Here is a 25,066-nt window from a genome sequence, read left to right on the forward strand (position 1 = left end):
CCTTGTTTTGGTTCAAGGTTACGAACGAGCACCGCGAGTTTCGCAATTACCTATATTTAATATTATTCGTATTCAATTGACGAATTCCATTTTAAACAGCTTGCTAAGTATAACATAGCTTTCCGTAAAATGCAAGGACTTTATAAAAATTTCTGTTTCTTTACAGTCTGTACCAGTTCTGCATTGTTCCTGGTTCTGGCAAAGGTATTCAGGATCTGTTCTACTGCCTCATCCGCTTTCATTCCGTTAAGAGCTTTTCGCATAATATAAACCGCTTCCTGTTCATCCTTGCTGAGAAGCAGATCCTCTCTTCTGGTTCCGGATTTCTGGATATCAATGGCCGGGAATACCCGTTTCTCCTGTAATTTACGATCCAGGACAAGCTCCATATTACCGGTTCCCTTGAACTCCTCATAAATAACATCGTCCATCTTGCTTCCAGTATCCACAAGTGCGGTTGCCAGAATCGTCAGGCTTCCGCCCTCGCGCATATTACGGGCTGCGCCAAAAAATCTTTTGGGCATATGGAGAGCCGCCGGGTCAAGACCACCGGATAAGGTTCTTCCGCTTGGCGGGATGATCAGATTATAGGCTCTGGCAAGTCGTGTGATCGAATCCAGAAGAATAATCACATCCTGTTTATGCTCTACAAGACGGCGCGCACGCTCCACAACCATCTCGGAAACTCTCTTATGATGTTCCGGAAGTTCATCAAATGTAGAATAGATCACTTCCACATTCGGTCCCTGGATCGCCTCTCTGATATCGGTAACCTCCTCAGGACGCTCATCGATCAGAAGAATGATCAGATGCATATCTCTGTTATTCCTGAGGATAGACTTGGCAACGTCTTTCAGAAGGGTTGTCTTACCTGCCTTTGGCGGAGATACGATCATTCCTCGCTGGCCCTTTCCGATAGGACTGATCAGATCCACGATACGCATGGCCGTTGTACCGCCTGCACGCTCCATGACAAGTCTCTCATTCGGAAAGATCGGTGTCATATCTTCAAAATTATACCGTCTCTGTCCCTCACTCGGATGGAAACCGTTAATGGAAGATACGTAGAGAAGGGCACTGAACTTCTCTCCCTGGGTCTTGATGCGGATATTTCCCTGGATGATATCACCTGTCTTTAAATTAAAGCGGCGGATCTGGGAAGGAGAAACATAAATGTCGTTCTCACCCGGCATATAATTCTCACATCGGATAAAGCCATATCCATCCGGAAGGACCTCCAGGATCCCGTTAGCCTTTTCACCACTGTCCAGCTGGGTGGATTCTGACGGAACATTCCCGTTCTCCCTTGTAGCTTCCCGGTTATATTCACGGTTGTACTCTCTGCGGATATTTGTGCTTCTGTGTTCCTGCTCATTCTTATCACTACGATATTCCTTCCGCTGCTCCTGAAGTCCTTCCCCTGCCGGACGGGTACGATATTCTGTTTTTTCCGAATCATAGCTTTTTTCTTTTACAGTATTTTCTGCCGGTGTACTTTTGTGTACTTCTTCGGGATTTCCTCTGTCGGACTCTTTGGCGTCCTCCTCCAGCATCCGCTCAATCAGTGCCGGTTTTCTCAGAGTAGAAATTCCCTTCATCCCTCTCGCCTTTGCCAGATCCTTCAGCACCGCCAGAGATAATGATTCATACTTTTCTCTCATATTAAATCCTCTATTCTTAAATCTGATAAATTATATATTTGTTGTTTATGGAATCAGATACAACCTGACATGGCTGCACTTTTTTTGAATGAAAGCGTGTTTTCAGCTTATGTTTCATTATACACACCTTATAGAGTCTATTGCAAGAAATATTTATCGACATTTTTTTTATACTTTTCTCACAAAAAAGAAAAAATCTGCCCGGGAGATCTCTTCCCGGACAGATCCAACGTTCCTGTATGCTTCTTTTTTAGCTCCAGAACGGTCCGTATATATCCATGACCCTCTGGATACGTTCATCAGTAATTTTATTCAGAGCCGCCACGATCGCTGCATACGTTTTTGGTCTCTGTCTCTTAAGTGTTGACGGACTTGTTACATACTCAAGCACTGATTCTGCAAAATATTCTGAACTGTTCTGCGTTGCATAGCTTCTGTTGATACCTGTAAATTTGGATTTTTCGCTGTTATAAACTGCGGCAAAATCACTTGTTCTGTCTACGTTTCCCGCAACAAAAGCAAGGAAATGTCCCAGTTCATGGTAGATTGTCTCATTCTCAAAACGAAGGATGATGCTTCTTGAATGTGCGTTAAAGCAGCCTCCGTAGTTAACAGACGGATCGATCGTTACAGTAAATCCAAGCTTCTTGTAGGCTTTGAGCACCCTGCTGTCCATCTTCGGTGCAATGGAAGCAATATTGCTTACTGAATATTTGCTGTCCATGTTGATGCTTTCTACTTTTTTTGTGGAAGCTGCATTCGCTTTGCCGGCAGTAGCTGAAGCCGCCATGACTGTTGTGGTCGTCTGAATGGTTGTAGTTACTTTCCGTGTCTGAACGGCTGTTTTTGATTTCTTTGTGTATTTCTGTGTTGTTGCAGTCTTAACTGTCTTTAATGTTTTTACGGTTGTATTTCTGTTTGTTTTCTTTGTGGTCGTACTCTTCTTATTGGTAGTCGGAAGCTTCTTGGTATAAGTCTTAGTCGCCGCTTTTTTCAGCTTAACTTTTTTTCTGGTTGTCTTGGTATTTGAAGTCGTTTTGGTAGTCACCTTCGGTTTTGAAGCAAGTGGAGTGTCGTCCTCTGTGATGGTAGTCTCCACTACCGGATCTGTAAAATCCGGAAATTCCGGAACCTGTGACGACTGCCAGACATTAAAGCCACCTGCCAGTACAATAACAGCTGCAAGGCATCCTGCTAAAGCTTTTTTCCTGCCTGTAAAAATTTTACGGATATCTGTTCTTTTCATATCATTCACACCTTTCTGAAAGCCGACGTTTCAGTTTCCAACCTAAACCGGATTTTAGGCATCAAAAAAGCCGCTTATTCTAACGAAATAAACGGCCGCATTAACACACAAATTCTTGTTCATAGATGTTATCTGAATACGTCATTAAATCGGAATTTAATGCGGCAACCGGCTGTCATAGTCATCCTTCGGACCTTAGACCCATGGCTTTGCGTCCCTGTCTTTCAACAGGTTTGCCTTTATATATAGAGTATATGTTTTTTTCCCTGAAATGTCAACATTTTCCACTGCATTTTGAGCTCTACTCCTGTCTTTTTTTCACGGAATCTGCTATACTGTTCAAAAAGAAAGCATGATATAACAGGAGAACGGAAACAATGTCAAAATTTTTACCAGTCCGTCTCTTTTTTGTATGGCTGCTTTTCGGAATCCTGCTGGCAGGCTGTGGAAATTCTCCTTCCTCCGATGAAGAACCTCCGGTATATTCTCCGGCCAGAGTCCTCACCCCGGAGGCCCCCGGCAAAAAAACACTGGGCAGTTCCCCTCTGATCCTGGATATTTCCAATCAGGATCAGGGGTATCTGACTGCAGAATCCGATTCCGATGATTCCCGCATGAACATTCAGCTTACTGCTCCCTCCGGTGTGGTCTATTCCTATTTTCTGGAACCTGATGAACAGACGGTACTTCCTTTTTCCGAAGGCTCCGGTGAGTATCTCATCACCTGCTATCAGCAGGTTGATGGAAACCAGTATGCCGCCCTTTACACGGAAACGCTCACAATAAAGCTTCAGAATGAGTTTCTTCCGTTTCTGTATCCAAACCAGTACGTGGACTTTTCTTCCAAAAGTGAAGCCTGCAAACTGGCAGCCTCTCTTGTCAAAGAAGACATGACCGATATCGACATCCTGAAAACCTTCTATACATATGTTACCAGTCATATTTCCTACGATTATGACAAAGCTGATTCTGTCGAAGCCGGTTATCTTCCTGATGTAGATGATACTTTAAGCACCGGCACGGGGATCTGTTTTGATTACGCTGCACTGACTACTGCAATGCTCCGCAGCCAGGACATTCCCTGCAAGCTTCAGATCGGCTATTCCGGTGATGTAAAGCATGCATGGATCGATGTTTATATCCGTGGCAGAGGCTGGGTGACAAAGGCAGTATCTTTTGACGGCGACACCTGGAAGCTGATGGATCCCACCTTTGACGCCAACAGTGATGGTGATGAAGCGATCCAGGAATATATCGGTGATGAAAGCAATTATACGGTACAGTTCACACGCTGACCCACTAAAGGAGACCTTATTATGAAAAACAAACTGACAGCCCGGGAATTATCCAGTTTCTGCGGGCAGATGGGAATGCTTCTGCATTCCGGCATATCCACCGCTGAAGGACTTCACATCCTCTGTGACGAAAGCAAGACCGATGCAGACCGGCAGATCCTCACACCCCTGATCCGTTCCGTGGAAGAAAACGGTTCTCTTTCCCGGGCTCTTGACGAATCCGGGATCTTTCCCACATCCATGACCGCCTATGTCCGAACCGGTGAGGAAACCGGCTGCCTGGATGAGATCATGGAAAGTCTCAGTTCCCACTATGAACAGGAGGAAGAAATCTCAGGACAGATACGGTCTGCAGTCACTTACCCGCTGCTCATGCTTGGCATGATGGCTGTTGTGATCCTGGTCCTTCTGATAAAAGTCCTGCCGGTATTTCAACAGGTATTTAACCAGATGGGACTGGAAATGAACGGGGTTTCCCGTGGACTTCTGAATGCAGGCAACGTGATCAGCCGGTATTCCTCTGTTTTTCTGATCCTCGCCGTAGCCCTCATTGGCTGCATCCTGTTTTTCAGTCTTACGGAAAATGGTCACAGCCAGCTGCGAAAAATAGTCATCCATCTCCCGTTTTTCCGTGAGATCCCGGTTGCCATGGATTACAGTCGTCTGACCCAGGGCCTTTCCCTGGGGCTTCGGAGCGGACTTTCCCCGGAAACCAGCCTGGAGCTTACAAAGGATCTGATCTCACAGCCGGTGATACTCGAAAGACTCCGGAAGGCTTCCTCTATCCTGGATAGCGGAGAAACTTTTTCCAGGGCTCTTACAGAATCCGGTCTGTTCGGCGGCATGGAAGGCCGTCTCATCACGATATCCTTCTATTCCGGTTCCAGTGACGAAACCTTCCGCAGGCTTTCCCGGCAGTACACCGAAAGATCTATAGAGCTGATCTCACAGGCAGTCTCCATTGTGGAGCCTACCATCGTGATCCTGCTGTCTCTTCTTGTGGGGCTGGTCCTTTTATCCGTCATGATGCCGCTTCTGGGGATCCTCTCAGATTTTGCAATGTAAGGTGGTGACCACATGGAACTTTTTGAAAGCCGCAGAACAAAATTTCTCAGAGCATTTTTTCTTCTCTTTCCGGCGCTGCTTCTGGTTTTATCCTGCACCTTGTTTGTGGCAGGTGTCAGCAGCACCTCCGACCAGGCCGTATACAAAGAACAGGATGCTCTGGAACAGGCACTGAAAAACGGTGCCATCCGCACCTATGCCCTCACAGGCACATATCCCGAAAGCCTGTCCCAGCTTCTCTTGGATTATCATATCACTTATGACAAAACTAAATTCGTAGTAGAGTATGTTCCTAACGGTTCCAATCTCCTGCCGTCTATCAGCGTGATCGCTCTGTCCGGCAGTGCGAAAGGAGGGAATGCCTCATGAATCACCGGAAGAACACCGGACATTCCGTTTCTTCTCTTTTTTCGCTTCTTCTTTTCGGTGTTTTTGTTCTGTTCCTTATACTGATGCTGCTATTTTCCGCCCGGATTTACCAGCAGACTGTGAAACAGACTGACTCCGATTCCGAGCTTGGGACCGCAGCAACTTATCTGACTACCAAATTCCGGCAGCACGACCGCGGCGATGAGATCTTTTCCGGTTCCCTGGATGATATTCCTGCCCTTTGTTTCCGGGATGATATCAAAGGAAAAGAATATATCACGTATATTTACCTGAAGAATGACAGTCTGATGGAGCTTTTCACTGCAAAAGGCTCTCAGGCCAGTTCCGATGCAGGAACCGTCATCTCACAGCTTTCCGATTTCCGGTTTTCGGAAATGGAAAATGGTTTTTACCACTTTTCCCTGGAAAGTACCACGGGAGTCCGCTCGGAATTCCTGCTTCATCGCACTGGCAAAAAGGAGGCATCATGAAAGAATCAAGACATAATTCCGGTACCAGCCTTTTTCTGATGGAAATGATCCTTGCCCTTTTGTTTCTGTCACTTTCCTCAGCTGCCTGCATCCAGATCTTCGCGGCAGCACGGAAAAACCGGCTCCAGGCAGAACAGTGGAACCAGATCCAGGCTCTCACAACCTCCGTGGGCGAGATACTGGAAGGCACTGACGGAACCGATGAACAGTTCCTCTCCCTGCTTCCGGGGGGCATCAAAAAGAACACCAACCTGATCTGGTATTATGACCGTAACTGGCAGAGCTGCTCTTCCGGAGAAGCCGCCTGTGAAATGATCCTGGAAACAGATATTTCTTCTTCAGAAAAATCCGGCGAGCTTTCTTTCCGGCAGCTTTCCAACTGCAGTGAGCTTTACCGGATCACCCTGCGTTTTCCTGTCGATGACTACAGAAGGGAGGCTGTACATTGAAACAGAAGCATACGTTTTTTGTAACTGTCGGCATTCCTTCCCTGTTTCTTATCTTCTCTGTGCTGTGTCTCTGTGTACTTGCTCTGCTTACTCTTGGAAGCTCCAGATCCAGTCTTAACACAGCCAGACATTCTATGGAACAGACCGAAAATTATTACACCGGCTGCGCAAACGCCACAGAAACCGTTTCAGAAATCCGTGATGATCTGGAGCAATACAGGGAAAAAGCTTCCGATGAGACCAGATATTTTTCCATGATACAAAAGCTTGCGGACACAAGAGACGATCTCAGCTGGGATTCCCACAGCCACACCCTTTCCTTTTCCGTTGGAATTTCCGAGACACAACAGCTTTCTGTAGTGCTTGAGATTTTTTACCCGCAGAAAAAAAGCTCTTCCGCTTATCAGATCCTGCAATGGAACACAGAGCTTACCGGATCCTGGCAACCTGACAACCACCAGAATGTATTTAAAGGAGAATAAACCTATGGATACCCCTATTCCTGAATTTTTAGCAGAAGCTGCCAACCGGCGTGTCTCTGATATCTTTATCATCGCAGGCCGCCCCCTGGCAGAAAAGATCGACGGTCATCTTTTGGACCGTGGTGACAGGCTGATGCCTGATCAGACAGAAAATTTACTCCGCACCATTTACGGCCTTGCGGAAAACCGCGATATATCCCGTCTTATGGAAACCGGTGATGATGACTTTTCTTTTTCCATTCCCGGTGTTTCCAGATTTCGTGTCAATGCCTACAAGCAGCGTGGTTCCCTGGCTGCCGTGATCCGCGTGATTGCCTTCCGGCTGCCGGATCCTGCAGAGCTTTCCATTCCCGAGGATGTGATGAACATCTCCGAATATACCCGTGGCATGGTCCTTGTTACCGGTTCTGCCGGAAGCGGTAAATCCACTACCATGGCCTGTCTGATCGACAGGATCAACCATACCCGGGAAGGCCACATCATCACTCTGGAGGATCCTCTGGAATATCTCCACCGCCATGATCGCTGTATCGTCAGCCAGCGCGAGATCTGTACCGACACCGAAAGCTATCTGACTTCTCTTCGTGCCACACTACGCCAGAGCCCAGATGTGATCCTTCTTGGAGAGATGCGTGATCATGAAACCATCCAGACTGCCATGACCGCTGCGGAAACCGGTCATCTTGTCCTTTCCAGCCTGCATACTCTGGGAGCAGCCAACACCATCGAACGCATCATGGACGTGTTTGAGCCATCCCAGCAGCATCAGATCGCCCTCCAGCTTTCCATGGTCCTTCAGGCTGTGATCTCCCAGCAGCTGATCCCAGATGTGGACGGACGCAACATTCCTGTTTTCGAGATCATGCGCCTGACTCCTGCCATCCGCAATATGATCCGCGACAATAAAGTACACCAGATCGAAGGCGTGATCTCCACATCCGGTCAGGAGCAGATGCGTTCTATGGACCAGAGCCTTCTGGAATTATATAAAAAAGGCCGTATCACCAAGGATACAGCTCTGAAATACGCTTTAAACGCAGACATGCTGAAGCGCAGACTTATGTAAGGATCTTCTCGGTATACCTCTGCCTGATATTTAAAAACACAAAAAAATCCCTTGCCGATCTCTGATATGTTTCCGGAATACAGAACACATATCATTTTACAGATCCGGTAAGGGATTTCTTTATTTTCAATCCGATCTCGATCAAAAAGACATTCCTTCTCTGCGATCGATCAATGCACTACATTTCCTACAATTCCATAAGAAACAATATACATAATGGCACTTGCCATAAAAAGTCCGCACAGGATCGCAATGGAGGATTTTTTGATATCCACCTCAAGAAGAGAGGCGATCAGTGCACCTGTCCAGGCTCCTGTGCCCGGAAGAGGGATTCCCACAAACAGCAAAAGTCCAAGAAATTCATATCTCTTGATCTGGTCACTCTTTCCCATAGCTCTGTTTTCCAGCTTTGTGATCAGACCTCTGAACGTCTTTGTTTTTTTCATCCATTTAAAGATCTGCCGGATAAAAAGCAGGATAAACGGAATCGGAATAATATTTCCCACGATACAGATCGGCAGTGCCTTCGCAGCCGATATCTTCAGCAAAGAAGCTGCCAGAAGGCCGCCTCGAAGCTCCAGTATCGGGATCATAGAAATGATGAACACAGCTCCCTCGGGAGAGATAAACTGTGCAAGGTGGTGTGAAAACCATTGTACCAGTACTTCCATAGTACCTCCTTAACTGTTATTTCTGCAGATATTCCGTCAGGAATTCTACCAGCTTTTTCATCTCCTCATCGGTACCGATGGAGATACGGAGATGATTGTCGATCCTGTCCTTCGGGAAATATCTTACATAGATATGTTTCTCCCTCAGTGCTGCGAAAAGCTCTTTGGCCGGACAGCTCTCATGTGTGGCAAAGATAAAGTTGGATCTGGAATCCTGGAAGGAAAATCCAAGCTTCCTGAGCTCTGCCTTTGTCCACTCTCTTGTTGTAATGATCTTATGGCAGCATTCCTCAAAATATGCCTTATCCTCCATAGATGCTACACCAGCCGCGATAGTAGTACGATCCATGGTATAGGAGTTAAAGGAATATTTCACATCATTGAGATATTTGATCAGCTCCGGATTTCCGAAAGCATATCCGATACGCATTCCTGCCAGGGATCTGGACTTGGAGAAGGTCTGCACAACAAGCAGATTATCATATTTTTCGATCAGCGGCAGTGCGGATGCTGCTCCGAAATCCACATACGCCTCATCTACGATCACGATACTCTCCGGATTCTTTGCCACGATCTCCTCGATCTCAGAAAGAGGCATTTCCACGCCGGTCGGTGCATTGGGATTAGGGAATACGATTCCGCCGTTTTCACGGAAATAATCTTCCTTACGGATATGGAACTCCTCATCCAATGCCGGGCGCTCATATGGGATCCTTAAAAGATCTGCCCATACATCATAGAAAGAATAAGTGATGTCCGGGAACAGGATCGGTTTCTCTGAATTAAAAAATGTGAGAAAACACATAGCCAGTACGTCATCGGAACCAACGCCTGTAAATACCTGCTCATCCTTCAGGCCGTAGAACGCGGCAATACTGTGTACCAGGTCTCCTGCTGTCGGATCCGGATAAAGTCTCAGGGTATCAGAATCAAGGGCCTTCAACGCCTTCTCCACACCCGGAGCCGGTGAATATGGATTCTCGTTTGTATTCAGTTTGATCATGCCGCTCTCATTTGGCTGCTCGCCAGGAGTATACGGCACTACTTTTCGTATATTAGCTTCCCATGGTTTCATGCTGTGCTTAACCTCCTATCATATTCTTTTGCTATTGTACTCACTGCGAGGACATTTGTCAAAGGGTAATACCACCTGCTGGGAAACAAAAAGACACCCGTACCGGGTTACAGAGTACGGGTGTCTGATATATTCTTCTTAATGAAGGGCTGTTTTGGTTCGTATCAGGCGCTTAAGATCAGATACGTGCTACGCCTGTTGCTTTTGCTGCCTCTGCTACTGCTTTTGCGACAGCCGGTCCGACTCTCTTGTCGAATGCCTTCGGAATGATATACTCCGGAGAAAGCTCCTCATCTGTGATCAGATCTGCAAGAGCCTTGGAAGCTGCGATCTTCATCTCATCGTTGATATCACTTGCTCTTACATCAAATGCACCACGGAAGATTCCAGGGAATGCAAGAACGTTGTTGATCTGGTTCGGGAAGTCACTTCTTCCTGTGGAGATAACCTTTGCTCCGCCTGCTTTTGCGTCATCCGGGAAGATCTCCGGTGTCGGGTTTGCGCATGCGAAGATGATGGCATCTTTGTTCATGGTCTTAACCATCTCTGTTGTAACTGCTCCAGGAGCGGAAACACCGATAAATACATCCGCGCCAACCAGCATCTCTGCAAGAGATCCCTGTTTCTTCTGAAGGTTTGTGAGCTTGCTCATCTCTTCCTTAACCGGGTTCATTCCTTCTGTACGTCCCTCATAGATGGCACCCTTTCTATCGCAGAGTGTAACATCCTTGAAGCCTGCTTTCAGAAGAAGTCTGCAGATAGAGATAGCAGCTGCACCTGCACCGTTCATAACGATACGAACATCCTCTTTCTTCTTTCCGACAACCTTCAGAGCGTTTGTCAGACCTGCAAGTGTGATAACTGCAGTTCCGTGCTGATCATCGTGGAAGATCGGAATATCACATTTCTCTTTCAGTTTTTTCTCGATCTCAAAGCATCTCGGAGCGGAGATATCCTCAAGGTTAACACCACCGAAGGATCCGGAGATCATGTAAATAGTATTTACGATCTCGTCTACATCATGGCTCTTAATGCAAAGCGGGAATGCATCTACATCGCCGAATGCCTTGAACAGTACACATTTACCTTCCATTACAGGCATACCGGCTTCCGGTCCGATGTCACCAAGACCAAGAACTGCGGAACCGTCTGTTACAACAAGACACATATTCCATCTTCTTGTAAGCTCGTAGGATTTATTGATATCTTTCTGGATCTCAAGGCAAGGCTGAGCTACACCTGGTGTATATGCAAGAGAAAGGTCGTCTTTATTCTCAACCGGCACTCTTGTAACAACCTCGATCTTACCTTTCCAATCTCCGTGCAGTCTTAATGACTCTTTTGCATAATCCATTTTCTTTTCCTCCTTGGATAATTATGATATATTTCATTTCAAAAGGATTACCTGAATTAATAATTACCATTGAAGAATTTACTGTCCTTCGGAAGCTCATAGCCTTCAAAATAAGAGCCAAAATCAAGCTTCAGATAACTGCAGAGATCAGCAAGCTCTACCATGGTATTGTCGTTGACCGGAATGCCATTCTCTTTTCTGTCTTTTTCAGCAGCTACCTCTTTCTCGCCGTGTGTATAGATCCTGTCCTGACCGTCTGCCTTCGGACTCTCCCGAAGTGCCTCAAGATATTCTGAAAAATGCTTGCGGATCGCATCCGGATCTCCGAATGCCGCCGGGTTAATCGCCATAAATCCATGGCAGATACCGGTCTTATCCGGGAATGTACAGCATTTATCGGAGGTAACGCCCATGGAAAGAATAGAGCTGAACAGCTCACAGAGCATTCCATAGCCATATCCCTTATGGCTTCCGCTGACTTCCTCGTTTCCACCAAGAGGCATGATTCCGCCGCCCTTCTTGGCTACGATGTTTGCAAGTACATCCGGTGCATTATTGCTGGCATGACCGTTTTTGTCAAGTGCCCAGCCATTCGGAAGAGGCTTGCCCATCTTATTATACATTTCCAGTTTACCTCTGGTTACAACTGTTGTGGAACAGTCAAAGAAAAACGGATACGGGTCTGCAGGCATAGCGACTGCGATCGGGTTGGAGCCCAACATAGCCTTTCTTCCAAAAGTCGGTACCATGATCGCCTCGGAGTTGGTACATGCCATTCCAAGAAGGCCTTCATGGCAGGCCATGTTCGCATAATATCCTGCAATACCGAAATGGTTGGAATTTCGTACACTTACGATTCCCACACCAGTTGTCTTTGCCTTCTCAATTGCCTTTTCCATGGCAAAATGGCTGATCAGCTGGCCCATTCCATTATGTCCGTCTATCACAGCAGAAATCGGTGTCTCAAAAACAACTTCCGGTTTCGCCTGGGGATGAATAGTCCCCTTCTCGATTCCTTTATGGTAACGAACCATTCTCTGCATTCCGTGGCTCTCGATCCCATACAGATCAGCAGTCAGAAGAACATCTTTAATGATGCTTCCTTCTTCCTCAGAAAAGCCAAACGCTTTAAAAACGTCTCCGCAGAAATGGTTCAGTGTGTCATAACTCCATTTTACATATCCCATAATCGCAAGTCCTTTCTCCTGATATTTCCGGCAGGTTACCGCCCACGCTGTGGCCTGAAGCATATTTTATACGATACTGCAGGGGTACAGTAACCTTCATCCTGTGCTGTCTCGTCTTATGCTGTCCTGCCTCATGCTATCTTACCTTACGCTGTCTAGTCTCATGCTGTCCCAACTTACGCTGTCTCATCTTATGCTGTCTCGTCATGAAGCCTTCAGGATGCTGCCATAATATCAAACTTTTTTGGTATTACCAATACAGTCCCTATTATAGCACGCGGTCTTACCAAAATCAATAGTGGTCTTACCAGATTAACGGGATTTTTACTGAAATTTTATTTAATTTTTTCAGGTGGATCAGCGATGAAATACAAGGCTGTTCTCCCCCTGCTGCTGCGCAATCTCCAGTATATATTTCTCAATGGTTTCCATATGTTCGCGCATCAGCTTCTCCGCCTGGTTCCGGTCTCCGGAAATAATGGCTTCCACCAGCCTTCTGTGCTGCTCATCCACCTCCAGAGCGGAATTATGTTTCTGCATAATATAGGCTCGGGTGCCGGAAATGATCTCCTCAGTCAGCTGCGCTGCCGCATCCAGGACATTGTAGATCATAGGATTCCCTGCGATCCTGCCAATCTTCGTATGAAGCTTCTTATCAAGACCTGCACGGGCTTTCTCGTCCTCTGAGCTCTCCAGCTGTGCCAGGATGGAACGCAGATCTAATGCATCCTTCTCCGTACAATTCCCGGCTGCAAGAAGCGCAGCCTCCTGCTCCAGCGCAGAACGAAGTTCCTGTACCTGCTGTACATGGCTGTTATTCAGCTGAAAAAGAAGGGCCAGTGGTGCAGAAAGCCACTGATCCATATTCTCGGTAATATAGTTGGCCCCGCCGCGGACCGTTGTGACAATTCCCATCAGCTCCAGTGCCCGCAGGACTTCACGGACAGCAGGTCTGGAAACTCCCAGTGATTCTGCCATAACACGTTCCGCAGGTAAAGTGTCCCCCGGCTTCAGTTCTCCCCGCCGGATATTTTCTATGATCTGCGCTAATATTCCGTCAAATGCTCGTTCTTCTGTAATCTTTGTAAACATGTCGTCCGTTTCGGCCGCCTTCCTTTATTATTGTGTTGCCTTCCTTTACATAAAAATCCCGGAATATAGACAAGTGGATATTTACCATTCTCAGTCATCATGCAGTTCTGCAACAGCTGATCGCTCTGCAGCCATTCAGCCAGTCTGTGCATTTTGACTATTTGCCCTCTCTATTTTCCGGACTTTTATAGTAAATATTATACGATAATTCCCCAATTTAATCAATAGTAAATAATAAATTGGTAAGACATATTATTTTATTCCATTATTGAGAATGTTTTCCACTTCCTCCATCTGGCCCAGAAGCATTTTCTGGCGGTCGTCAAAAAGAAGACCTTTATTATGCCTGTAATACTGGTCAGAACCGTTCTCCCGAATGAACCAGAGACTATAATAGTTGGCATTCAGTTCTGTGATAAATGCCACCATTTCCTGGCTGTCCCCAAAAGCAGCTTCCATGAAGTCGAAGACGTTCTGAAGAGTAAGAGATATTTCATCGGTTCGATTTTCGTAGGCTTCGGTTTCGGATTCAAAGAGGGCTTTCACAAACTCATAGTTCCGGTTTGATGATGGAACTTCCGATTCTGCTGCGGCACTTCCGCCTCCTGCCAGCTCTGAACCTGATCCGGTTTTATCTGATCCGGTTGATTCCGATCCAATTGATCCCGAGGTTGATTTCAATCCGGACGCATTTTCAAAAAATGACACAACACGTTTCTGTATACGCTCCTGCTGTTTTGTAAGAAGCTCACTCTTTTTGTCCTTTTCAAGATCCGCCTCTGCTTTTTCCATGAGATTTTTTGCTGTGAGGCTGTCCTGATTTTCTCTGAAGTACACCATATAATCATACAGTTTCGTGAGGTAGGCATCGGTAAGATAGCATTCTGTAAAAAGCTCGCTGAGCTTTCCGTTGAGAAGGCTTACAATGCTCAAATGCTCGTCCAGAGAGGCTGTGCGGATCTTACCCAGAGTAATGGGATCCCACTTTCCTTTCAGGATGTCCTCCACTTTATAGTCCGTTCTGTACTTATAATAAAGAGCCAGATAGCCTGCAAAATCCTTCGCGATCATCCTGTGCTGAATGTACTGACTGACCACCTCACGGTCTACGGTTTTTCCAAGGATCTCATAAACCTGGATCAGACGGGAAAGATCCTCCCAGCCTCTGGCTGTGGCAAAGATTTTTCCGTCTACGGTATTCTCCACCCTGTAGAAATTTTTTCTGCGAAGCTCCAGATAGGAGATCACCGCCGGATGAATTCCCTGCTGATAGGCGTATTCCTTCCATACATCAAAGTCTGCCTCCACATCGATCTTCTTGATACGGTCCAGAGTGACCACATCGAATTCCCGGACGGATTTGTTATATTCTGGCGGGTTGCCTGCTGTGACGATCACCCAGCCTTCCGGCACCTTCTGGTTTCCGAAGGTTTTTCCCTGAAGGAACTGCAGCATCATCGGCGCTAGTGTTTCAGATACGCAGTTGATCTCATCAATGAACAGGATGCCTTCTTTCAGACCTGTTTTTTCCATTTTGTCGTAAACGGACGAAATGATCTCACTCATGGTATATTCCGTGACAGAAAATTCTTCCTCACCATAATTCTTTTTTACAATAAAAGGAAGTCCCACAGCACTCTGCCTGGTGTGGTGGGTAATGGTATAGGAAACAAGAGCAATCCCGCATTCCCTTGCTATCTGTTCCATAATCTGTGTCTTTCCGATTCCCGGAGGGCCCATAAGAAGGATCGGTCTCTGTCGGATCGCCGGGATCCGGTACTCACCGAATTCGTCCTTTGAAAGATATGCTTCTATGGAATCTCTGATCTCCTGCTTTGCTCGTTTTATATTCATGGTATTCTCCTTTTCACGGCATATAAAAAACTGCCTGCAGGATCCTCCGCCTAAAACGGGTTGCCTTGCGCGACATCTGCAAAAAATATGCCTGAATCCAATGATAAATCGAAAATTGAATTCAGGCAAGTTTTTCACTACTATATATTTTTTTTATTCTGCTGTCAGTGTGTGTATCAGGTTCAGAATACGTCCCGCACACATTCTGACAACTTCTTCCGAAAGCTTTCCGTCTTCAAAAGCTTTTCGGATATTTTCTGCGTCGGCTGCATTACCAGGCATGATAATATCATTTCCTGCTGTCACGCATTTCCACGGAATACTTCCATCTTCCGGAACCGTTGTATTCCAGTCTGACATGATCACACCGTCAAATCCCCATTCTTTTCGGGCAATGGCTGTACAGAGATCAACACTGTTTGCAGCATGGACACCATTCAGTAAATTATAGGAAGACATGATTGCCACCGGTCTGCTTTCTTTAACTGCAATCTCAAAACCACGCAGGTAAATTTCCCTCAGGGCACGTTCTGATACCTGTGCATCTACGCCCATACGATTATCTTCCTGATTGTTGCAGGCAAAATGCTTAACGGTAACACCGCAGCCAGGTCTGCTCTGCACTCCTTTTGTCATGGCTGCTGCCATGATTCCGGAAAGCAGCGGATCTTCGGAATAATACTCAAAATTTCTGCCGCACAGAGGGTTTCTCTGAATATTTAGACCAGGTGCTAGCCAGAGATCTATGTGGAATTCTTCCATTTCTTCTGCCACTGCTATTCCAACTTTTTCCACAAGGGCAGTATCCCAGGTCTGAGCCAGTGCAGTTCCAACCGGAAATGCCGTACAGAACTGATAATATCTGTCTGCGTTTTCGTGAGTCTCATCTGTTCTCAGGTATCCGTTTTCCAGAGATCCAAGGACACCGATTCCATATACTGTGTCTGTTTCTCTGTCTACTTCATAATTCTGCTGAAGTCTCAGTCCTGCCGGCCCATCGGCCATGATCAGTGGGGAAACACCATATTGCTCATAAAGAGCAGCCGTGGTCTCACCGGCAGAACCAGGAACACGGATTCCTGCCGCCCCCAGATTACTGGAGATTCCAGCAATATTTCCATAAAACAGCGGGAGCAGATCCTTTGCAGGAATCTTATTTTCCGGTTGGCAGGTGCATTCTGTTCTCTTCTCTGGTTCAGGATAATAGATATATCTTCCAATCTTCTCATTCTCTGCCTTCTCTTTCCATTTCAGAGTTCTGGCAGAAAGATTCTGGCGGTCATAAACTTCTTCAGTAATATCAGTCTGATTCTCAAGGATATTCGTTTTATCCAGGATCACACTCTCCGGCACTTCAAGCATTGCAGCCAGCGTAAGCGATGCAATGCTGTTTCCGACCCAGACAGCATAATAACCTTTTTCAGCAATCCAGGCATGCTGCTCTTCGGAAAAATATGCCAGTGTCTTTCTGTCGATCCCGATTTTCAGCAGTTCTTTTTCCCCCGGCTTCAGAAGTTTTGTTTTTGCAAAGCCAGCCAGCCGACGGTATTCCTTCCCTGATTCATCCTGTGGAAGAGACACATAGACCTGCACGACCTCTTTTCCCGAAAAAGTTTCTCCTGTATTCGTTACCTCTGCTTCAACTTCAACGCCATCCCCTGATGTTTTCATCCCATGGAAGCGTATCTGCATTTCTGTGTAAGAAAGTCCATATCCAAACGGAAACAGCGGTTTTACACCAAAAGTATCAAAATAACGATATCCTGTATAAATTCCTTCCTTGTACTCTTCTCTTTCAAGCTTGCCATTAAGATAGCTGTATTCCTCTGCACACGGATAATCCTCATACCTTCTGGCCCATGTTGCAGTCAGCTTGCCGCCTGGAGTTACCTTTCCCAGAAGGACATTGGCGAGGGCAAGTCCGCCTCTTTGTCCAAGCTGGGAAATATTCAGGACAGCACAGATATTTTCTGTTTCTTCCAGAATATCTGTCAGTTCTACCGGACCGCCGGAATTCAGGATAAGTACTATAGGAATCTTCTGTGCATCAAGGAACCGGATATCCTCCTGCTCCCGTCTGCTCAGATAATAATCTCCCTCGACCCTGCGCCTATCCTTTCCCTCACCGGAAATCCTGCTTACCACATAGATTGCTGTCTGGGCATCGACAGTATCTTCTGCTGTGACTGCACGGCCTTCCGGCATTGCAAAGGGATTTTCCGCATAGGCATCAAAAGGATTTTCCACAAACTTTGCTTCTTCCAGTATTTTTTCTTTCCATGCCCTGCGTGCTTCTGCGTATATTGACTCATAATTGGCCAGCCATTTCTCGCTTACGATCTGAATACCGTTTTCTTTCAATCCCTGATAAATAGAAATGTTACTTCTGTTATTCACATCACCGGAACCTGTTCCGCCTTTCACTGTCTTTCCCGCACCGGCGCCGTATAAACCTATTTTCGTGGAAATATTCAGAGGGAGTGTTTTTTTATCATTTTTCAGCAGTACAATACCCTCCTCTGCTACTTTTTCCGAAAGAAGACCGTTTCGTATTTCACGGTCTGACATGCTGTGTTTCTTTGTTCCGCTGTGTTTCCATTTCTTAACTGTCATATCTTACCTGCTACCTTTTGTTATTCTTTTACGCCTCCAAGTGTCACTCCTGCGATGATAAACTTGGAAAGAAGGAGATATACGATAATGATCGGCACAATGGCAACTGTGATCATCATGTAAATCTTACCCATATCAAAATTCATATAATCTGCTCCACGAAGTGTTGCAATCAGGATTGGAACAGTCATCTTGCTTTTAGACTGGATAACCAGAGCAGGAACGAAATAATTGTTCCAGGAGCCTACAAATGTAAAAATCGCCTGTACAGCGATTGCCGGCTTCATGATTGGCAGGACAATACTGTTGAAAGTACGGAATTCTCCGGAGCCGTCAATTCTGGCTGCTTCTACCAGCGACATCGGCAGTGAGGACTGCAGATAGCTGTACATAAAATAGAATACGGCCGGTGACGCAACAGACGGAATGATCAACGGAAGCAGGGAATCATATAATCCCATCTTTGTGATCAGACGAAGGAAGCCCATTGCAGTTACCTGTGTCGGCATGACGAGGATCGCCATGATAAATGTAAACGCTACATTCCTTGCCTTGAAATCATAGGCATAAAGACCATATGCTGTCAGTGAGGAAAAATATGTACATAATACTGCACTGCATCCGGACACGATAATACTGTTAAGAATTCCCCTGAACATCGGAAAGCTTCCGTCATTTGCAACATTCATCAGGTTTTTCCAGAAATATTTTCCAGGAAGAGCAGAAAATCCCTTCTGAAGCTCTGCATGAGAATGAGACGCATTCACGATCAGTACATAAAAGAAAAAGAGACACATAAAGGAAAGAATAATAAGTACCACATGTGCCACGATACTTCTGATCCTGCTGGCTGTCTTATCTTTCATCATTTTGTTTTTCTCCTTTCTGCTCTTGCTCTCTTTTTCGCTGCTTTCTTAGATCCGTCCGGATCATTGTCGTTAGTCATACGATATACAAAGAAGCAGAGGATTGCACTGATAATAAACAGGTATACAGACAATGCTCCGGCCATACCATAATTCTTGCTCTTCAGATGGCTGTTCAGGAACATAATCAGTGTCATGGATGTTCTGTCCGGATTACCCTGTCCGTTTGTGAGGATCTGCGGTACATCAAACATCTGAAGGCCACCGATGATGGAAGTGATCAGAGTATAGGAAAGAATCGGACGAATCAGTGGAAGCGTAATATAGAAGAAACGCTGAATGCTGTTGCATCCGTCCAGATCCGATGCTTCAAAAACATCCATACTGATTCCCATTACTGCTGCCATCAGCATGATGGTCGTGTTTCCGAACCACATCAGGAAATTCATGAAACCTACCAATGATCTTGTTCCCAGAACAGAGCCCAGAAAATCAATCGGTTCCTTTATCCAGCCCAGTGAACACAAAATGGAGTTTACAGGTCCGTTTGTGGAAAACATGGTAAAAAACAGAAGTGCAAATGCTGATGCCATGATCAGGTTCGGCAGATAAATTACAACCTTAAAAAACTGCTTGCCATGAAGCTTCAGCCTGGCATCAGTAAACCAGCATGCAAGCACCAGTGCAACAACGATCTGCGGAACAAATCCGATCACCCAAAGGATCAGTGTATTCAGTCCGTATTTCAGCATGTCAGAATGCAGAAGACTGACATAATTGGCAAGTCCTATAAAATTAGGACCAATCTGCTTGATTCCAGAACGGAAATATTCAAAAAAGCTGTATCTCACTGTATCAAACAGCGGAATCAGCGAAAAGATAAAATAGATCACAAAAAACGGAAGAATAAATATGTATCCCCATTTTCCGTAATTAACGCTCTTTTTCTTCATAATGCTCTTCCTTTCCAGCAAACTGCAGGATCCAAAGATCCTGCAGCATCAACAATTATCCTCATGTGGTATTTATTCCGGCCACTGGATCTCTGTGATCTCCGGATAACGCTCCTGAATAGCTGTCTCAAAGTTGGCTTTTGCTTTGTCAAAGTCTACTTTACCCTGGAAGTAATCACTGAAAGCGTTCTGGATCAGCTCTACACAACCCTGGTCATATGCGGAAAGCGGTGCGATCTTGATATTCTCTGCAACCGGTGCAAAATACTCAAACGGGTTCTGTCCACCAAGGAAATCAGATGCGAAATCTGCATTTGTAGCTGCATCTTTCATACCGGATTTTGTATTTGTAAAATCAGAGTATTCTTTGGAAATCTTAAGAAGATTATCCTGATTTCCCGTCATTGCCAGGATAATATCTTTGACATGTTCCGGATTATCTGTTCCTGTTGCAGCCTGAATGTAAGAGCCACCCCAGTTGTATTCCTGCGGAGGATTTGTAACAGCCCAGTCACCTTCTGCTCCATCCCAGTTTGGTTTCAGAGTAAAGTCGATACCCCATGCCGGGAAGAGGAATGCGAATACCTTGGACTCAGAACTCATTGCCTTGTTCCAGTCATCGTTCCACTGACCTTTTACAGTTTTGTTAAGATAACCTGCATCCAGCCACTCTTTGGAATCTTTTACCCAGTCCATGATCTTTGAATCTACTTTGATCACAGAATCACCGGACTCTACCCACGGATTCTCAATGCTGTTTCCATATAAACGAAAAGTGTCTGCATAAGAAGCAAATGTATAATATCCTTTTTCTTTCAGCTGAGCTGCTGTTTCTTTAGCTGTATCCCAGTCTTTCATCTTCTCGCCAACTTCTTTCGGGTCATCAGTACCGAAAACATCTTTCGCAATGTCACGACGATATACAAGGACACCCGGGCAGCACTGCCATGTGGCGCCTCTCTGTACTCCATCCGCATCAGAAGCTGTTGTTTTCGTGAAATCATACTGATCTGCAAGATCCTTGTCCGGATCAATGCCAAGATCAGTAAGAGGCATTGCAACATCTGCATCTTTGTCTGTATATTTGAACACATAATCTGTCTCAGAAAGGAACATGTCTACCTTATCATCTGCACTTGCATCAGCCTGGTTGAGAAGTGCCTCATCCAGTTTCTGCTGATATACGCCATCCTGGTTCGGATTTACGATCCAGTGGATCTCTGTACCATCTTTCAGTTTTGTAACTGTACCATCTTTGGAAGTGGACTCTACTTCCGGATAAATAGCTTCCAGTCTCTGACGGAACTCATCATTCCAGGAATAAATATTGATCACTTTTCCCTCATCCGATCCTTTTGCAGATACACAGCTTACATTTGCTGCCATCATTCCACAAACCATTGCTGCTGCAAGGATCATAGATACCGCTCTTTTTTTCATAGTATAAATCCTCCTTTTTCTGTAGCATCCCCGATGCTTTACCTTTGATGATGAAAATATACCATTTTTTTATCTGCGATTATATTATTAATCTTAACAAAATGTCAGATTCATGTCATAATATAAAAAAACAACACATTCCTTAAACATCAACATATAAGGAGGATATCAATATGTCCATTTCCCAAGACTGGATTACTAATGAGCTGAAAGATACAGAACCGGAAGCTCTTCATCGCTCTCCCTCTGTGGAATATTCTTTTTACAATGCCGTAAGAGCCGGTGATATGGAAGCTGTAAACAAAAAATGCGAGGAAGACTCTTTTCTTCATCTGAAGGGAACCGGTATCCTCTCCAAAAATCCTCTGACCAACCTGAAGTATCATTTCGTTGTCACTACTGCCATGCTCACCCGTTACTGTATTGACGGTGGACTGGAGCCTGAACAGGCATATCGTCTCAGCGATTTTTACATTCTGAAAATGGATTCCTGCACCACTGTACGCCAGATTGCAGATCTGCATCATATTATGGCCAGAGATTTTACCGGAAAAATGATCCTCCAGAAAAAAAGCTCTATTCTTTCCAGACCGGTCATGCAATGTGTGGACTATATTTACGGTCACATTAAAGAGCGTATCACCATTCAGGATCTGTCAGAACATACCGGACTCTCTCCCAGTTATCTGTCCAGAGTATTCAAACAGAATCTTGGAGTATCCATAAGTGATTACATCCGCGAGAAAAAAATCGAAAAAGCCACTCACCTGCTCCGATACTCTGATAAAGCAGTAGTTGATATCGCCAATTATCTGAATTTCTCTTCACAGAGTCATTTTATCCAGATCTTTGAAAACTTCACCGGCCTTACCCCAAAGAAGTACCGTGACAAATATTACAAATCCATGTGGTAAACATCCTTATTATTATGGCTGATATTTTTTATCAGCATCAAAAACGACATCCCGCAGCTTTTTACAACTGTGGGATGCCGTTTTCCTATTGATACTTCTGTTTCTGTAATTTAACAATTATGTATAACCGATTTCTGTTACATCAGTTCCACTTTGATCCTGTGTGTTTCTTTTACAGAAAGCTTTTCGAGCAGTTCCCGCTCTATACGTACACAGGTACTCTGTTTGTTTTTCATTTCCTTTTCATCACACCATACTGTTTTTATTTTATATTCTGAAGGAAGTTTTTTCTCCGGATTGCAGATACAGATCTCCAGCTTTCTTCCGGCAAATTCCATAGTAAGAGATGCCTGTCCATTCTCATTATACTGCTCCGGCATCAGTGCCGGCGCGATCACCAGATCTCCAAGATCTCCTCTGACGCCAAATACCTCTGTGATCATAGTCAGCATATACCAGCTTGCAGCACCGGTAAGATATGCATACAATCCTCTTCCCTGATTATCAAAATATTCCGGAATTCCAGGATACATCCTGCTGTTCTCAAAATCCATGGCAGCGTCCAGAAGCGTTTCCAGAACCTTATGTCCTTCTTTTGCATAGCCGTTTTTATACAGTGCATTGCCATACATAACAGCCATATGGGAAAATACCGCTCCGTTTTCCTTTTCTCCATAAGCAAACCCGAACATTCTTCCCAGATCAAATTTTTCTTCATGGAAATTGGTATTCAGACGATATCCTCCTGCCTGACGGTCAAAAAGATATTTATCCACACTTTTACAGATAGACTCAATCTGATCTTTCTGTGCGGTTTTACTCATGATCGCAAATACCTGACTGGTAAGCATCATACGTACCTGGCTGCTTTCTGCCCTTTCCACAGGACGTTTATGATCATCATAATATCCGTTGAACCAGCCGTTTTCTCCGTCTTTTACCCATTCTCTTCTGCGGATGTTTTCCATCATCCAATCTGCCTTTTCATCCAGATTCCGGCTAAGCTGGTCCAGACGGATCACAATAGTATTTCCGCTGATATCATGTGCACATTTTTCTGTGTACTGTCTCAGAATCTGCTGCTTTTTCTCCGGGCTTTCATAAAGCTCACGGTCTCCGGTAAACAGGATTTCCATTTCTTCCGCAACTTCAATCCTGTCAAACATTTCCTTTTCCTGAAGTTTTCTCAGATATTCTGCGATGTTCTTCATATTTCCAGCATATGCACAGGTAAATGCCACACTCTCACCATTTTCCCATGCCATATCCATGGCATCGTTCCAGTCTGCCCCGTGAAGTTTCATCTCGTTGTGCTCTCCTACATCATAAAAAGCACAGAGATTTTCCAGCAAAATGTGTTCCAGAACCGTTCCGTAATAAACCTCACCGGATTCTGTTTTCTGATTTTCTCCATAGGCACTGCTCCATTTTTCATCATGCGCAGTTCCTCTTTTTGTCTGAAGATCCTTGAAATATGGAATCTTCTCAAAAAGGACATTCATATCCCCGGTCTGATCCATATAAAGCTTCGTTGTCACAAATGGCCAGAAAGCATGATCCATCCACACGCGGGCAATGTTGTTGCGGTCTGCGATAAATTCCCCCTGTCTGTTTCCGATGATCGTGGCATTGGTTCCATCGATGCGTACTCCACCGTAATTATCGACGATCATCTGACGTACAACAGAAGGCTCCATGATCAGAAGTGCCAGACAGTCCTGCCAGAGATCACGCCAGCCTCTTCCACCTTTTCCATAATCATGATACGGGAGGAATGAACAACCGTAAATTCTTCTTAATATCGGCTGGAAACAGATCCATTTCAGATAATTATCTCTGTCCTCATCACCTGTCTCAAAAGAAACATTCACTTTTTCTGTCCAGTGTTTTTTTACATGTTCAAATTCTCTTGCAACCTGTTTTTCAGTTCTGTAAAACCGTGCAGTCTCCTCCGGCAGCTGATTTTTTTCAGATATTCCCGCTGTCACAACATATACAGCTGTTTCATGTGGTCTCAGAACCCTGGATGCAAAACGAATACCACCGACAGCTTCCTTTCCTTCAATTTCTGTCCCTGCCGGAACACCTTTTTTCTCTTCTCTGACCACCTCCGGAATCAGGAAAGAACCGCCTTCTCCGATAAACATTTCCACATCAGGATAAAAGCTTTCCGGTTCCGTTCCCTCGCCTTCAGATCCATATACAAAATATGCAGTATTATTCTTCTGATGACCTCTTTCATCAAAAGAAAGCACCGGTTTTACTTCAACACCGTACTCCGTTGTTCTTATCCTGTGCAAAAGGGAAGTCACATGCCTGTGATCTCTGAGATTGTCTGCACTTCTTCCATATACAGGTATTACAGCAACCGGTGTGATCTCCTGTTCTTCCTCTTCAATATTGGTAATCTTTACAAGATGGACCTCCGCATCACCTTTCACTGTCACAAAAGACAAAATCTCTGACTGAAGTCCGTATTTCTCAGAAGTTCTGTGCAGCTTCTGCCACATAAATCCGGCTTCCAGGCTGCTTTTATCCTGTTTATCAGTATATTTCTGAAATTCCTGTTCTGCCGAAACTCCGCATGCTGACCAGTAACCTTTTCCTTTTATCTTGCACCAGAAATTTCTGGTGTTTCGATTATTATGAAGATTCTCAATGCTTACCGGTTCCAGCAGAAAATGATTCTGATCCAGTTTGCTGTCTCCTCCCAGAGAAGAGGTGATCGCGGATTTCAATCCGTTTTCTCCGGCCAGAGGTATATATAAACCGCTGTAATTCTCCGGATTTTCTATGGAAAAGCTTCCATTTTTATCCTGAAATTTTATATATTTCATTCTGTGATCTCCTTCCTGCCAAAATAAAACGGTATTTATATTCCATTTTACTTTGTATTCATAAATGTGATCTCCTCGCAATTTAT

At 45.1% G+C, this 25,066-nt stretch carries 21 protein-coding genes and 1 riboswitch; of the genes, 8 read left to right on the forward strand and 13 right to left on the reverse strand.

Features of this window, described 5'->3' with window-relative positions:
- Window positions 1-140: 140 nt before the first annotated feature.
- Both rho and NE671_RS14055 read right to left on the reverse strand, forming a co-directional pair.
- On the reverse strand, window positions 141-1,661 hold the full coding sequence (gene rho / locus NE671_RS14050) for a transcription termination factor Rho (protein ID WP_021652109.1): 1,521 nt from the start codon (window positions 1,659-1,661) through the stop codon (window positions 141-143).
- 250 nt (window positions 1,662-1,911) lie between these two features.
- Window positions 1,912-2,907: an anthrax toxin lethal factor-related metalloendopeptidase gene (locus NE671_RS14055; RefSeq protein ID WP_244095970.1), complete on the reverse strand. Its 996-nt coding sequence runs from the start codon at window positions 2,905-2,907 to the stop codon at window positions 1,912-1,914.
- Window positions 2,908-3,067: 160 nt separating this feature from the next.
- Window positions 3,068-3,155, reverse strand: a riboswitch (cyclic di-GMP riboswitch).
- A 129-nt stretch (window positions 3,156-3,284) separates the two neighbouring features.
- Here NE671_RS14055 and NE671_RS14060 point away from each other — a divergent pair.
- The 7 genes from NE671_RS14060 to NE671_RS14090 are packed head-to-tail and all read left to right on the forward strand — an operon-like array spanning window position 3,285 to window position 8,124.
- Entirely contained in the window at window positions 3,285-4,202 is a 918-nt protein-coding gene (locus NE671_RS14060) for a transglutaminase-like domain-containing protein (RefSeq protein WP_059086730.1), read from the forward strand.
- Window positions 4,203-4,223: 21 nt separating this feature from the next.
- Window positions 4,224-5,267 carry a type II secretion system F family protein gene (locus tag NE671_RS14065; RefSeq protein ID WP_173740597.1) on the forward strand — a complete coding sequence of 348 codons (1,044 nt, stop codon included), beginning with the start codon at window positions 4,224-4,226 and terminating at the stop codon, window positions 5,265-5,267.
- 12 nt (window positions 5,268-5,279) lie between these two features.
- Window positions 5,280-5,636 (forward strand): hypothetical protein, encoded by a 357-nt coding sequence (locus NE671_RS14070; RefSeq protein WP_173740596.1) that lies wholly within the window; start codon window positions 5,280-5,282, stop codon window positions 5,634-5,636.
- Window positions 5,633-6,127, forward strand: a complete 495-nt coding sequence (locus NE671_RS14075; RefSeq protein WP_110102959.1) for a DUF4860 domain-containing protein — start codon at window positions 5,633-5,635, stop codon at window positions 6,125-6,127. The genes NE671_RS14070 and NE671_RS14075 overlap by 4 nt, the downstream gene beginning before the upstream one ends.
- Complete coding sequence (locus NE671_RS14080) at window positions 6,124-6,576, forward strand: hypothetical protein (protein WP_015526159.1); 453 nt, start codon at window positions 6,124-6,126, stop codon at window positions 6,574-6,576. Before NE671_RS14075 ends, NE671_RS14080 begins: the two co-directional genes overlap by 4 nt.
- Window positions 6,573-7,058, forward strand: a complete 486-nt coding sequence (locus NE671_RS14085; RefSeq protein ID WP_173740595.1) for a hypothetical protein — start codon at window positions 6,573-6,575, stop codon at window positions 7,056-7,058. The genes NE671_RS14080 and NE671_RS14085 overlap by 4 nt, the downstream gene beginning before the upstream one ends.
- 4 nt (window positions 7,059-7,062) lie before the next feature.
- Entirely contained in the window at window positions 7,063-8,124 is a 1,062-nt protein-coding gene (locus tag NE671_RS14090; protein WP_173740594.1) for a type IV pilus twitching motility protein PilT, read from the forward strand.
- Window positions 8,125-8,294: 170 nt separating this feature from the next.
- On the opposite strand, the gene NE671_RS14095 is transcribed toward NE671_RS14090, so the two are convergent.
- The 10 genes from NE671_RS14095 to NE671_RS14140 form a co-directional block, all read right to left on the reverse strand.
- On the reverse strand, window positions 8,295-8,795 hold the full coding sequence (locus tag NE671_RS14095) for a COG2426 family protein (RefSeq protein ID WP_059086725.1): 501 nt from the start codon (window positions 8,793-8,795) through the stop codon (window positions 8,295-8,297).
- Window positions 8,796-8,811: 16 nt separating this feature from the next.
- Window positions 8,812-9,870, reverse strand: coding sequence for a histidinol-phosphate transaminase (hisC, locus tag NE671_RS14100; RefSeq protein WP_173740593.1), 1,059 nt, complete (start codon window positions 9,868-9,870; stop codon window positions 8,812-8,814).
- Between the two features lie 178 nt (window positions 9,871-10,048).
- Window positions 10,049-11,224 (reverse strand): NAD(P)-dependent malic enzyme, encoded by a 1,176-nt coding sequence (locus NE671_RS14105; protein WP_015526165.1) that lies wholly within the window; start codon window positions 11,222-11,224, stop codon window positions 10,049-10,051.
- A 56-nt stretch (window positions 11,225-11,280) separates the two neighbouring features.
- On the reverse strand, window positions 11,281-12,411 hold the full coding sequence (locus NE671_RS14110; protein WP_059086975.1) for an Ldh family oxidoreductase: 1,131 nt from the start codon (window positions 12,409-12,411) through the stop codon (window positions 11,281-11,283).
- A 357-nt stretch (window positions 12,412-12,768) separates the two neighbouring features.
- Window positions 12,769-13,503 carry a FadR/GntR family transcriptional regulator gene (locus tag NE671_RS14115; protein WP_015526167.1) on the reverse strand — a complete coding sequence of 245 codons (735 nt, stop codon included), beginning with the start codon at window positions 13,501-13,503 and terminating at the stop codon, window positions 12,769-12,771.
- A gap of 252 nt (window positions 13,504-13,755) precedes the next feature.
- Window positions 13,756-15,357 (reverse strand): ATP-binding protein, encoded by a 1,602-nt coding sequence (locus tag NE671_RS14120; RefSeq protein WP_059086724.1) that lies wholly within the window; start codon window positions 15,355-15,357, stop codon window positions 13,756-13,758.
- A 153-nt stretch (window positions 15,358-15,510) separates the two neighbouring features.
- Window positions 15,511-17,970 (reverse strand): glycoside hydrolase family 3 protein, encoded by a 2,460-nt coding sequence (locus NE671_RS14125; RefSeq protein ID WP_059086723.1) that lies wholly within the window; start codon window positions 17,968-17,970, stop codon window positions 15,511-15,513.
- Window positions 17,971-17,990: 20 nt separating this feature from the next.
- The gene (locus tag NE671_RS14130; protein ID WP_044961860.1) at window positions 17,991-18,836 is read right to left on the reverse strand and encodes a carbohydrate ABC transporter permease; all 846 of its coding nucleotides are present in this window, start codon (window positions 18,834-18,836) and stop codon (window positions 17,991-17,993) included.
- On the reverse strand, window positions 18,836-19,789 hold the full coding sequence (locus tag NE671_RS14135; protein WP_021652092.1) for a carbohydrate ABC transporter permease: 954 nt from the start codon (window positions 19,787-19,789) through the stop codon (window positions 18,836-18,838). Before NE671_RS14135 ends, NE671_RS14130 begins: the two co-directional genes overlap by 1 nt.
- A gap of 72 nt (window positions 19,790-19,861) precedes the next feature.
- Window positions 19,862-21,229 (reverse strand): ABC transporter substrate-binding protein, encoded by a 1,368-nt coding sequence (locus tag NE671_RS14140; RefSeq protein ID WP_015526173.1) that lies wholly within the window; start codon window positions 21,227-21,229, stop codon window positions 19,862-19,864.
- A gap of 173 nt (window positions 21,230-21,402) precedes the next feature.
- Here NE671_RS14140 and NE671_RS14145 point away from each other — a divergent pair, with 173 nt between their 5' ends.
- Complete coding sequence (locus NE671_RS14145) at window positions 21,403-22,143, forward strand: AraC family transcriptional regulator (RefSeq protein ID WP_256164110.1); 741 nt, start codon at window positions 21,403-21,405, stop codon at window positions 22,141-22,143.
- A gap of 137 nt (window positions 22,144-22,280) precedes the next feature.
- Here the strand turns inward: NE671_RS14145 and NE671_RS14150 are convergent, their stop codons facing one another.
- Window positions 22,281-24,980 carry a GH36-type glycosyl hydrolase domain-containing protein gene (locus NE671_RS14150; protein ID WP_173740591.1) on the reverse strand — a complete coding sequence of 900 codons (2,700 nt, stop codon included), beginning with the start codon at window positions 24,978-24,980 and terminating at the stop codon, window positions 22,281-22,283.
- Window positions 24,981-25,066 lie beyond the last annotated feature (86 nt).

Source organism: Blautia sp. DFI.9.10, assembly GCF_024461705.1.
Taxonomy (GTDB): Bacteria; Bacillota; Clostridia; order Lachnospirales; family Lachnospiraceae; genus Blautia_A; species Blautia_A fusiformis.